This window comes from Paenibacillus endophyticus, assembly GCF_014192395.1.
Taxonomy (GTDB): Bacteria; Bacillota; Bacilli; order Paenibacillales; family Paenibacillaceae; genus Pristimantibacillus; species Pristimantibacillus endophyticus.
The window spans coordinates 201375-213506 of record NZ_JACHXW010000003.1 but is presented as its reverse complement, the minus strand read 5'-3'; the positions used below and the strand labels follow the sequence as shown (position 1 = coordinate 213506).

At 51.4% G+C, this 12132-nt stretch carries 11 protein-coding genes; 10 read left to right on the top strand and 1 reads right to left on the bottom strand.

Features of this window, described 5'->3' with window-relative positions; genetic code table 11:
- Positions 1-177: 177 nt before the first annotated feature.
- The 10 genes from FHS16_RS06505 to FHS16_RS06460 all read left to right on the top strand — a co-directional run bounded on the left by FHS16_RS06505 (position 178) and on the right by FHS16_RS06460 (position 11439).
- The gene (locus FHS16_RS06505) at positions 178-1083 is read left to right on the top strand and encodes an ArsR/SmtB family transcription factor (protein ID WP_183560117.1); all 906 of its coding nucleotides are present in this window, start codon (positions 178-180) and stop codon (positions 1081-1083) included.
- A gap of 424 nt (positions 1084-1507) precedes the next feature.
- Positions 1508-3577, top strand: coding sequence for a bifunctional aldolase/short-chain dehydrogenase (locus tag FHS16_RS06500; protein ID WP_183560114.1), 2070 nt, complete (start codon positions 1508-1510; stop codon positions 3575-3577).
- Between the two features lie 15 nt (positions 3578-3592).
- A complete protein-coding gene (locus tag FHS16_RS06495; RefSeq protein ID WP_183560112.1) occupies positions 3593-3964 on the top strand; it encodes a sensory rhodopsin transducer in 372 nt (123 codons plus the stop codon).
- Positions 3965-3993: 29 nt separating this feature from the next.
- Positions 3994-5214 carry an L-rhamnose isomerase gene (rhaI, locus tag FHS16_RS06490; protein WP_183560110.1) on the top strand — a complete coding sequence of 407 codons (1221 nt, stop codon included), beginning with the start codon at positions 3994-3996 and terminating at the stop codon, positions 5212-5214.
- Positions 5211-6680, top strand: a complete 1470-nt coding sequence (locus FHS16_RS06485) for a rhamnulokinase (protein WP_183560108.1) — start codon at positions 5211-5213, stop codon at positions 6678-6680. The genes rhaI and FHS16_RS06485 overlap by 4 nt, the downstream gene beginning before the upstream one ends.
- Before the next feature lie 37 nt (positions 6681-6717).
- A complete protein-coding gene (locus FHS16_RS06480; RefSeq protein ID WP_183560106.1) occupies positions 6718-7476 on the top strand; it encodes a DeoR/GlpR family DNA-binding transcription regulator in 759 nt (252 codons plus the stop codon).
- A 194-nt stretch (positions 7477-7670) separates the two neighbouring features.
- Positions 7671-8393 carry a (Fe-S)-binding protein gene (locus FHS16_RS06475; protein WP_183560104.1) on the top strand — a complete coding sequence of 241 codons (723 nt, stop codon included), beginning with the start codon at positions 7671-7673 and terminating at the stop codon, positions 8391-8393.
- A gap of 2 nt (positions 8394-8395) precedes the next feature.
- Positions 8396-9925 (top strand): LutB/LldF family L-lactate oxidation iron-sulfur protein, encoded by a 1530-nt coding sequence (locus tag FHS16_RS06470; protein ID WP_183560102.1) that lies wholly within the window; start codon positions 8396-8398, stop codon positions 9923-9925.
- Entirely contained in the window at positions 9918-10643 is a 726-nt protein-coding gene (locus FHS16_RS06465) for a LutC/YkgG family protein (RefSeq protein ID WP_183560100.1), read from the top strand. Before FHS16_RS06470 ends, FHS16_RS06465 begins: the two co-directional genes overlap by 8 nt.
- A gap of 70 nt (positions 10644-10713) precedes the next feature.
- On the top strand, positions 10714-11439 hold the full coding sequence (locus tag FHS16_RS06460; RefSeq protein WP_183560098.1) for a FadR/GntR family transcriptional regulator: 726 nt from the start codon (positions 10714-10716) through the stop codon (positions 11437-11439).
- Positions 11440-11539: 100 nt separating this feature from the next.
- Here the strand turns inward: FHS16_RS06460 and FHS16_RS06455 are convergent, their stop codons facing one another.
- Positions 11540-12013, bottom strand: coding sequence for a pentapeptide repeat-containing protein (locus FHS16_RS06455; protein ID WP_183560095.1), 474 nt, complete (start codon positions 12011-12013; stop codon positions 11540-11542).
- Positions 12014-12132: the final 119 nt, after the last annotated feature.

The window sequence follows — 12132 nt, the reverse complement described above, 5'->3', positions numbered from 1 at the left end:
TCCTATGTTTGTTTGGATAACTAATTAGGTAACTAAAAATCATTTTGGTTATGTATACGCCGTTTATTTTAGTGAAATCCGTTTCTAATGTCAAGTTTATCGGAAATTAAGCATTGAAAGGATAACTTTTTAGTTATATAATGGTTGGCAATCAGACAGAAGCAAAGGGGTACAAGCATGCAAGTTGAGGTAAGCAGCCGCAATATTAAATTTCTTGAGTGCCTTTCATCATTAACGAGGGTCAAAATGATCGAATTGCTCGGTGTTCAGCCGATGAATATAAAAAGCCTGTCCGAAGCGCTAGACATAAAGTCTCCCATAGTGACGAGGCATATACATATGCTGGAGGAAGCGGGCATCGTTCGTTGCGAGAGCGTGCCAGGCAAGCGCGGCATGCAAAAAATATGCCATCTCCAGCTCACCCAAACGATGCTCCTTTTCAAGAGCTCGCCGGCTATTGATGAAGCGAAGCGTTATGAGGTCTCGCTGCCCGTAGGACATTATTCCTCTTATCAAATCAAACCAACCTGCGGGCTGGCTTCCGACACGCAAATGATCGGGATGTGCGACGATCCGCGGTATTTTGCCGATCCGGAGCATGTGCAGGCCAAGGTGCTATGGTTTGGCTCAGGTTTCGTGGAATATCGGATTCCTAATTATATGGTGAATAACGAAACGCCGGAATCATTGGAGGTCTCGATGGAAATATGCTCGGAGACGCCATGCAGCATCAATCATTTGCCTTCGGATATCGCATTTACGATCAATGGAGTAAACGTTGGGGTATGGACTTATCCCGGTGATTTTGGCAGTACGAGGGGCTTGTACACACCGGAGTGGTGGCACAAAAACATCCAGCACGGGTTAATTAAGACGATTCGCGTTAATCGGCTTGGTTCGTTCATAGATGGCATTCAGGTATCGAATGTGACAATCGACCAGCTGATGCTGGCTTACGACAAACAAATTTTATTCCGCATTTCTTGCAGCGCGACTGCCAAAAACTGCGGCGGCGTCACCTTGTTCGGCAAAGGTTTTGGCAATTACAACCAGGATATAGAGGTCATACTGCGGTGTCAGTGAACGGGAGTGATAATCAGAGGAAGCAGCAAACTTCTCTATAACTGACGTGAATTTAGGAAGGTGTCGGTTAGCAGTCGCTCGGCATGCAAGCTATAGTTAGTGTAAAGGTCAGCCTAGAAGCAGAGGTTGGCCTTTTTTGCTATCCGGACCAAAATGGCCATTGATGGGAGTAGAAGGAGCAGTCTCCTTCTTCGGTTTCAGCAGGTATAGAACAAACCGGCGCTCCAATGCTCAGCTAATAACAGAACGTGCTGATAGCAGGCTGGAATGTGATTGGAAAATCGATTTTTCTTTATATGTGTATGGATAGGATAGAAATCCACTACTATATTTCCGTTTGTGTTTGAAATATGTATATTCAAAAACAAACAAATATGATATGATCCTCTCAAACAAATATAAAACAACATTCGGAGGTATATCCATGGTACAAAGCTTATGGGAAAACGAGAAAGCAGCACAGCTTGAAGGCGGACTTGCCGAGCTAGTCTACCGTTCCAACATTATCGGCGCGGATCGCCGCGTATGTAATTTCGGCGGCGGCAATACATCTACCAAAACAACGGTTACAGATTTTCGCGGTCGCGACGTTGAAGTGATGTATGTAAAAGGCAGCGGTTCCGATCTTGCTTCTATGAAAGCGGGTAACTTTACAGGTCTTCGCATGGATGATATCCGTCCGTTATTTGAGCGCTCTGAAATGCCGGATGAGGAAATGGTCGCTTACCTCGTCAATTGCATGATCGATTCGAAGCATCCGCGCGCATCGATCGAAACGCTGCTGCATGCGTTTCTTCCATTCAAACATGTGGATCATACACATCCCGATTCCATAATCAGCCTCTGCTGCGCAGACAACGGCAAAGCGCTAGCGAAAGAAATTTTCGGCGACCGTTTCGTATGGGTGCCGTATGTGCGTCCCGGCTTTAATCTATCCAAAATGATCGCTGAAGGCGTTCTTGCCAATCCGAATGCCGAGCTTGTGCTTATGGAGAAGCATGGTCTTGTTACTTGGGGCGACACAAGCGAGGAATGCTACGCGCAGACGATCAAAATTATTTCCGAAGCAGAAGCTTTCATTGAATCTCGCTTTGACGAAGCGTCGCTGTTCGGCGGCGTGAAATACGAAGTGCTTGAATCCGAAGTGCGCAGAAACGTAGCCGCACAAGTGATGCCAACGATTCGAGGCGCAGTAAGCGATGCGAAAAAAATGATCCTAACGTTCGACGACGAAGCGGATGTGCTGGCGTTCGTAAGCGGCCAAGATTCACCGCAATTGTCACAAGTCGGCGCGGCATGCCCGGATCATCTCGTACACACGAAGGTCGTTCCGCTATATATTGACTGGACGCCAAATGCAGAGGATATCGATGGCTTGAAGGCGAAATTGTCTGAAGGCATCGCAGCATACAAAGAGCAATACAAAGCATACTTCGACCGCAACAAAAATGAAGGCGACGTGATGTTCGAAGCAGCGCCCCGCGTCATTCTTATTCCTGGTATCGGCATGATCAATACAGGCAAGAGCTGGGCGATGGCTCAGGTTAGCGGCGCGCTTTACCACCGTGCGATTGCAGTTATGCGCGGCGCAACGGCGCTTGGCGATTTCGTATCGCTTAGCGAGAATGAGTCATACAACGTGGAATATTGGCCGCTTGAGCTTTACAAATTGTCACTGGCTCCCGCAGAAACGGAATTTTCACGCAAGGTAGCTTTCATCACAGGCGGCGCTGGCGGTATCGGAAGCGAAACGGCTCGCCGACTAGTATCTGAAGGCGCGCATGTCGTGCTAGCCGATCTTAATTTGGAAGGCGCACAGAAGGTCGCTGCAGAAATTAATGAAAAGTACGGCGATCACCGCGCAACGGCTGTCAAAATGGACGTAACAAGCGAGGAGCAGGTAACCGCTGCTTATGCGGAAACGGCACTTGCCTATGGCGGCGTGGATATTATCGTCAACAATGCGGGTCTTGCAACCTCAAGCCCGTTCGACGAAACCTCGCTGAAAGAGTGGAACCTGAACATGAACGTGCTCGGTACCGGTTATTTCCTTGTAGCGCGCGAAGCGTTCAAAATGATGAAGCAGCAAAGCATTGGCGGGAACATGGTATTTATCGGTTCCAAAAACTCCGTGTACGCAGGCAAAAATGCTTCCGCATACAGCGCAGCCAAAGCGCTTGAAGCTCATCTTGCCCGCTGTATCGCAGCTGAGGGCGGCGAGTTCGGCATCCGCGTGAACACGATTCTGCCGGATGCGATTCTACAGGGCTCGGCGATCTGGAACGGCAGCTGGCGCAATGAGCGCGCTGCGGCTTACGGCATTGAGCCGGATCAACTGGAAGAATATTACCGCAAGCGCACAACGCTGCTCGTAAACATCTACCCGCGCGACATCGCAGAAGGCATCGCGTTCTTCGCTTCCTCGAAAGCGGATAAAACAACGGGCTGCATGCTGACCATTGATGGCGGCGTACCCGCAGCATTTACACGATAGGAGGCAGAGAGCGATATGTTTCAAGCGCGTGGAGAAAAGCAATGGTATATCCCGGACGGCTTTATTCCGCCGGACAGCACGGGAGCGCTTGTCAGCCATGAATCGGTTTGCGTGCTGAACTGTTCCTCCGAAGAAGCACGTATCCGTTTTACGATTTATTTCGAGGATCGGGAGCCGCTTGAAGATATATTGGTCGTTGTGCAAGGCAGGCGCACGAAACATATCCGTACGAGCTCTCTGATGAAGGAAGGGATGCCAATTCCAAGTGGCGTTCCTTACGCCATCGAGGTACAGAGCGATATTCCGATTATTGTGCAGTACAGCCGCCTGGATTCGACACAAGCAGAGAACACATTGATGTCTACGATGGCTTTTCCAATGAAATAATCAATCACATATTTGAAAGGGTGTTCACTATGTCCGATCGCGCATACGCGTTTTTTGAGGAGCAGCAGAAGGCTAGAGGCATTAACATAGATGAGGTAAAAGCAAGATTGAAAGCGCTCAAAATCGAAACCCCTTCATGGGGCTACGGAGATTCCGGAACCCGCTTCAAAGTATTCCAGAAGGAAGGCGTACCCCGCAATCCGTTCGAGAAATTCGATGACGCGGCTCAGGTTCACAAGCTTACCGGAATCGCGCCATCCGTTGCTATTCATATTCCATGGGATAAAGTTGATGACTACGGCAAGCTGAAAATCCATGCGGAAAGCCTCGGCCTCTCGATAGGCGCAGTGAATCCGAACCTATTTCAGGACGAGGATTACATGCTGGGCAGCGTCACGAATTCCGATGCGGCTATCCGCCGGAAAGCAACGAATCATTTGCTGGAATGCGTAGACATTGCGAAGGAAACCGGCTCCAAAGAATTCAGCTTGTGGTTTGCCGACGGTACGAACTACCCGGGCCAAGGACATATTCGCAAGCGCAAGGCTTGGATGCAGGAAGCACTGGCGGAAATGTACGGCGCTTTGTCTCCAGACATGCGTCTGCTTATTGAATACAAATGCTTCGAGCCGGCATTCTACCATACGGATCTTGCCGATTGGGGCATGGCTTACAACCTTGCGCAGAAGCTTGGACCACAGGCGGAAGTGCTTGTGGATACGGGCCACCACTTGCCGGGAGCGAATATTGAGCACATCGTTGCTTACCTGCTTGATGAGAAGCGCCTAGGCGGCTTCCACTTCAACAGCCGCAAATACGCCGATGATGATCTTATCGTAGGTACCGTGAATCCATATGAGCTGTTCCTTATTTTCTATCAAATTGTTAGCGCTGCAGGTGATTCCGACGCGGGCGTTCGCCAAAATGCGGAGAGCATTACCTACATGATCGACCAATCCCACAACATCGAGCAAAAGATTCCTGCGATGCTGCGTTCGGTTCTTAATGTGCAGACACAGCTTGCCAAAGCGCTGCTCATCAACCATGACGAAGTAAACGAGGCAGCTGAGCGCCATGACGTCCTCGGCGCGGAAGATGCCGTTCGCCGCGCTTTCGAGTTCGACGTTACCCCATTGCTGCACGCGATTCGCGAAGAGCAAGGCTTGCCGCATGATCCGATGAAAGCATATCTTAGCAGCAGCTACGGCAAGGATATTTTGGCGAGAGGCAAGGGCGGTGCCAGCTGGTGACCATCCTCGCCTTTGATCTCGGGGCGAGCAGCGGCAGAGCGCTGCTCGGCCGGTTGAATAACGGCAAGATCGAGGTTGAAGAGCTGCACCGGTTCCCGAATGATCCGGTGCAGGTCGGCGACCGGCTGCAATGGGATATATTGCGTCTGCTTCATGAATTGAAACAAAGCTTGCTGAAGGTGAAGCATCGGGAAATTGAGCTGCAAAGTCTGGCGATCGATTCATGGGCGGTTGATTTTGGCTTAATCGGAAGCAATGGCGAGCTGCTCGGCAACCCATACCATTACCGGGACCATCATACGGACGGCGTTATGGAACAGGTTGCTGGCGAGCTGACCGCATCTGTCATTTTTGAAAAGACCGGCATTCAATTTCTTCCGTTTAACACGATTTACCAGCTGGCTGCTTTGAAAAAAGCAGATTCGCCGCTGCTGAGGGACGCGAAGCATTTCCTGATGATTCCGGATCTGCTTCGTTACTTTTTGACTGGCGAAATGTATAATGAGTTTTCTAATGCAACGACGACCCAGCTGTACAATCCGCTAACGGAAAGTTGGGATGCGGAGCTGATCCAAGCGATTGGCCTATCGCCTGATTTATTCGGCAGCGTCGTGCAGCCCGGAGCTCATATGGGCAGTCTGCGAACATCCCTTTGCGAGGAGCTTGGCATCGAATCCGTTCCGGTTTATGCGGCAGCGGAGCATGATACGGGCTCTGCAGTAGTGGCCGTGCCTTCGCTGGATCGTTCGTTCGCTTATTTAAGCTGCGGCACCTGGTCGCTGATGGGAACGGAAGTAAATGCGCCTGTCATTAATGAGCTTGCGCAGCAATTGAATTTCACCAACGAAGGCGGCGCCTATGGAACCTTCCGCCTGCTTAAAAACATTATGGGCCTTTGGGTTCTCCAGGAATGCAGGCGTGCGTGGGAGCGGGCAGGAATTTCCTACACCTTCCCCGAATTAGTTAAGCTGGCCGATGAGTCAGAGCCATTCGGTGCATTCATAGATCCCGATGATCCGTTATTTCTCCATCCGGGCGATATGCCGGCTCGCATTGCCGAATATTGCCTGCGTACGGGCCAAAAGCCGCCGGAAAGCAACGGAGCAATCGTGCGCTGCGTCCTAGAGAGCTTGGCGCTGAAATATCGCTGTGTGCTTGAGCTTACCGAGCAGTTGTCCGGTCAAGCCTTTGGCGGGCTTCATATGGTTGGCGGCGGTATTCAAAACACGCTCCTGTGCCAGTGGACGGCGAATGCGATCGGGAAGCCGGTTTGGGCAGGACCTGTCGAGGGCAGTGCCATCGGCAATCTGGTTGTTCAGTGGATTGCGAGCGGAGAGCTGGCGGACATTTGGGAAGCACGCAGAGTGATTCGGGATTCGTTCCCGGTCGACACCTATGAACCGGAGCAGCCCGGAGCGTGGGAGAGTGCATACGTGGCATTTAGAGAAAAGACGGGAATCGCTTAATCGGCGAATTCAAATATAAGCAAGAAAGAGGTACGCTATGCTGGTCCATGAACGATACGACAAAATTGTACAGCTGGTAAATGAGAGAGGCAGCATCCGTGTAACGGAGCTGAGCGAGCTATGTCAGGTGACCGAGGAAACGATTCGTCGCGATCTGGACCGCTTGGAGCAAGCCGGACGTTTGCGCCGATCCCATGGCGGTGCGGTTAGCGTAAAGGACCAGCAGCCGGAAATTCCGTATTTTGAGCGCGAGATTGCGCAAGCGGAGGAGAAGAAGCGAATTGCCGAAGAAGCGATCAAGCTTATTCTTCCGAAGGACCGTATTCTGCTCGACGCAAGCTCGACAGCTTGGTATATGGCGGCAAGCATGCCCGATATTCCGCTTACGGTGCTCACGAACTCGATTAAAGTAGCGATGGAGCTGAGCGGCAAGGAGAAAATCGAGGTGATCTCGACTGGCGGGATATTGGCTTCGCGTTCGCTATCGTATGTCGGTCCGCTAGCCGAGCGTTCCCTTGATGCTTATCATGTCGACAAAGCGTTCTTCTCGTGCAAAGGCGTTCATCTGGAACGCGGAGTTAGCGAATCGAATGAGCTGCAGGCAAGGATTAAGCATAAAATGGTCGGCATGGCCGATCAGGTGATTTTGCTTGCGGATTCGAGCAAGTTCGGTGTCCAAGCGTTCACGCATGTGGCCGACCTAAGCGATGTCGATGCGATTATTACAGACAGGCGCTTATCGCAAGAGCTGCTTATGCAGCTGAAGGATAAGCAAATAACGGTTACAACGGTTTAGCATACTGGCGCGGCGCCTGCTTCGGCAGATGAGCCGTGCCGTTTCATATTGATAGGGTGAAAGCGGCTAGGCGATCATAAGCGCGTATGCTTGCTAGGGTGTCAAATCAGCGTAGGCGTAAAATAAAAATTTTTAACAAACATGTCTGACAACCTGATAAAATACAAGATAGATAAGTCGGAAGGGGCGCGAGTATGAAGGTCTCATTGTTTATTACTTGCTTAAGCGATGCGCTATACCCAAGAGTCGGCGAAGCGATGGTACGTTTGCTGGCCAAGTACGGAGTTTCCTTGCAATTTCCTACGGTACAAACCTGCTGCGGGCAGCCCGCTTTCAATAGCGGCTATTGGAAGGAAGCAAGGGAATCGGCGAAAACGATATTGGATGCTTTTGAAGACAGTGATTTCGTTATTTCACCTTCAGGATCGTGCACGGGCATGATCCATCATTATCCGAAGCTGTTTGAAGATGATCCGATTATGCTGGAGCGAGCAAATAGGCTGCAAAGCAAATCATTTGAATTTACGCAATTTATGGTGCAGGTGTTAGGCGTGACGGATGTTGGCGCTTCATTCCCGCATAAGGTGACCTATCATCCATCCTGTCACGGCTCCCGCATTTTGGGCGTAAAGGCTGAGCCGCTAGCGCTTATCCAGAAGGTGAAGGGGCTTGAGTTGGTTCCGCTGCCGTTCGCTGAGGATTGCTGCGGCTTTGGCGGGACGTTCGCGGTCAAGATGGCGGATATCTCGGGCGCGATGGTAACGGAGAAGGTGGATCATGTGCTGGAGACGGAAGCCGAAGTGCTGGTCGGGCTCGATATGGCCTGTCTGCTCAATATTGCTGGAAACCTGCGTTACCGCAACGAGCCTGTCCGCGTCATGCATTTGGCAGAGCTTCTTTATGAAGGGGTGAAATAAGCATGGCTGGAGCGAAAACGGAAGCAACCGTCAAAGCACGGGCAGATCTTGCGCTTAATGACGAGTTCCTGCGCAAGGCAGTACGATTCACGACGGAGAGGCTTCGCAACGGCAAGAAAAAAGCGACTGACGAGCATGGCAACTGGGAGGATTGGCGGGAACGCGGCAAGCAGATCCGCCTGCATACCATTGCGCATCTTGATTATTATTTAAATTTGTTCGTGAACAATGCGCGGGCTAACGGCGTCCATGTCCATTTTGCAACCAACACTGAGGAAGCGGTCAAGCTTACGCTTGATATCGCCGAGCACGCGGGTGCTAAGTCGGTCGTGAAATCCAAATCGATGGTGTCGGAGGAGCTGCATCTCAATCATGCTCTTGAGTCCATCGGGGTGGAGGCGGTTGAAACCGATCTTGGCGAATACATCATTCAGCTCGCTGGCGAGATGCCGTCGCATATCGTCATTCCGGCCATCCACAAGAACCGTTATCAAATCGCCGATCTTCTCTCCAAAGAGGCTGGATATACGCTGCCGCCGGATACGACGGCGCTTGCAGGCTTCGTCCGCAAGAAGCTGCGCGAGAAATTTCTCGATGCGGAGATCGGCATGACCGGATGCAACTTTGCGATTGCAGAGACGGGATCGATGGTGCTTTTTGAGAATGAGGGCAATGCACGGATGGTCAGTACGGTTCCCAAAACACAAATTACGCTTATGGGCATGGAGAGAATCATACCATCCTGGTCCGATCTTGAAGTGATGGCGACGCTGCTGCCTCGTTCAGCCACGGGTCAGAAGCTGACCATGTATATGTCAGGCATTACAGGCCCGCGCCGTTCAGCGGATGCGGATGGACCGGATGAAATGCATATTATTATCATTGATAATGGTCGTTCCTTGCAGCTGGGCGATCCGGAATTCCAAGAGCTCCTGAACTGTATTCGCTGCGGTGCATGTCTCAATGCTTGCCCGGTGTACCGTCATATCGGCGGCCATGCCTACGGCAGTACGTACAGCGGTCCAATCGGAGCGGTATTGACGCCTTCGCTGAACAAAAACATAGCAGAGTGGGATGATATCGCCAACGCATCTAGCTTATGCGGCGCCTGCTACGAGGCTTGTCCGGTCAAAATACCGCTGCACGACATGCTTGTCTACTTGCGCAGACGCAAGGTCGAAAGCGGGAATGGCAGTAAAATGGAGTCGATCGGCATGCAAGGTTTTGCGACGATCATGGGCAATTCATCACGACTTGGCGGCGTGCTCCGACTAGGGAAGCTTGGCCAAAAGCTGGTCGTGCGCAGCGGCGTGATCAAGACGAAGCTTGGACCGCTCAAGGGCTGGAACACATACCGCGTCACGCCTAGCTTGCCGAAGGAGTCATTCCGCGATCGCTGGGATACGCTTGATCAGGAGCTGAAGCAAGGGCTTAAGCAGATGGAGCCGTCCATGCAGAACCGGATGGAGGAGCTGGTGCGCAAGCGCGAGCTTGACGAGAAGCAAGGCAAAGGAGGACACGGGCATGGCTGATACGCATAAGCAGTGGCTGGAGGAGCTGGAAGCGGAATCGAAAGTGAAGCAGGAGCAGTTTATGAACGACATTGCCTCGAAGCTAAGGCATCCGAGGATGTATGACAAGCCGAACCATCCTTTTCGCGGGGCACCGGATTTCTGGAACGCGTTCGAATGGAGCGAAGAGGAGCGAATTCAAGCTTTCACGGACAATTTCTTATCCGTAGGCGGGCATGTTGCCCGACTTGGCTCCATGGATGAAGTGAAGTCATTCATCGTTCAAAAGGCGGAGGAGATGAGCGCGAAATACGTAATTCGCCAAAACCAGCCTGAGCTTGATGCGCTCGGGCTGGAATCGGCCCTTACGGGGTCGAGCGTATCGGTCTGGAATACAGACGATGAGCAATACTGGAGGGCGCGTGCAGCGGAAGCGGATTTCGGCATCGTAATAGCGGACCATGCGGTTGCCTATACAGGCTCGGTAACAGTGCTGTCCGCGCCGAACAAAGGACGCTCTGTCAGTCTGCTGCCGACCGTGCTGATTATTATTATTCCGATTGAACGGCTGAAAACACGGCTAGGCGAAGTGCTGGTGACTTTCGATGAAGCAGGCCGCGAGCAGCTTCCGGCGGGCATACACTTTATATCGGGACCAAGCCGCTCCTCCGACATTGAGAATGATTTGACAATCGGCGTTCATGGGCCTGGCATAGTCTATGCGCTGTTGGTAGAGTAAGTTAATCAGCTGATCCGAACTTGAAGTCTCGGAAGCTCTTCAGCTCTTTAGGTTTGGGAGGTTGCGATTGATGTCATCATTAAATGTAGAAAAGCTGTCAAAGCGCAATCATTACGAGGAAATTACGGAGCAGATCAAGCGGCTCATTGTGGAGGGCAAGCTTAAGATCGGCGACAAGCTGCCCTCTACGAAGGAAATATCCGAGCAGTTCGGCGTAGGAAGATCCACTACGCGTGAAGCGCTCAGCGCATTGAAGGCGATGGGACTGATCGACATTCGTCAAGGCGGCGGCTGCCGTGTTATCCGAGAGGCGCCATCGGAGGGAGACCTTCCAGAGCTGCAATCCCTTCGCATGAACCGGGAGACGGTGCTCGAGCTGCTTGAAGCGAGGGAGTCCTTAGAGGTTTCGAATGCGTCTATTGCTGCAATCAAGCACACGGATGAGGATTTGGTCGCGCTTAGGCAGCTGATCGAGCAAATGGCGCAGACGGTGGGGGACGAAACGGAGGGGGAACGACTAGACCTGCAGTTTCATCTTACGCTTGCGAGAGCAACCCATAACTCGATTATGGTCCGTTTATTCGAGTCTATTATGAACCATATCGAAACCGCCATTCATGATATCAGGCGTGTGGAGCTTTATGCCAGCACGGCAGTCGCGGAGCGCTTATATCAGCAGCATTCCGCGATCGTCGAGGCCATCGGAATGAGAGATGCCGAGCTGGCAGCGAATCGGATGAAACAGCATTTGCAGCATGTGGAGCATATCGTACGCAAGCATCTTGGAGATACCTGAAGGAGCAGCAGCATCTGACCATACAAATGCAAAAAGGCTGAATCGTAGGCAGTTTGCCTTTGGATTCAGCCTTTTTGCATGCAGAAGCATAAAATGGTATTTAAGATTGGGACTTTAAAAGCTCTTCAATGAGTACCCCGTTGATCCGCAGTCCGGAAATATCGCAATCCTGCAAATCCGCGTTGGATAAATTACAGTTCTTGAACTCAGTGCGGCTAAGGTCAGAGTGTTGAAATACGATTGGCTTATAGTCGCCATCGGGCTTATAATTGCCATCTGCTTGGTTCGGCAGCACGACACGGTGGAATTCGGTGCCAAAAAGCTGGATATGATCGATGACGGCATGACTCAAATTGGCATTGCGAATCTCAAGTCCCGATAAATTGACATTGGACAGGTTGGACTGGGAGAGGTTGGCATCGTCCACGCGCAGCTCGCTGATGTTGGCGTTCGTAATGATTGTTTTGGACAAATTCACATCATCCCAGACCGATCCTTCCGCGTTAACCTGATGAAAGCTGGAGCCGGAGATATCCGCCATATTCAGCTTCAATCGCTTATCATTCGTTTCCATTTAGACATGCTCCTTTTCTCTTCTAATCAAAGCTCTCGATGACGTTGCAGCGCACAGGATTCACGCTTGTGGCTTTGCTGCGCACATGGTTCACTCATTCGTCTGTTCTGCCCTGGTGA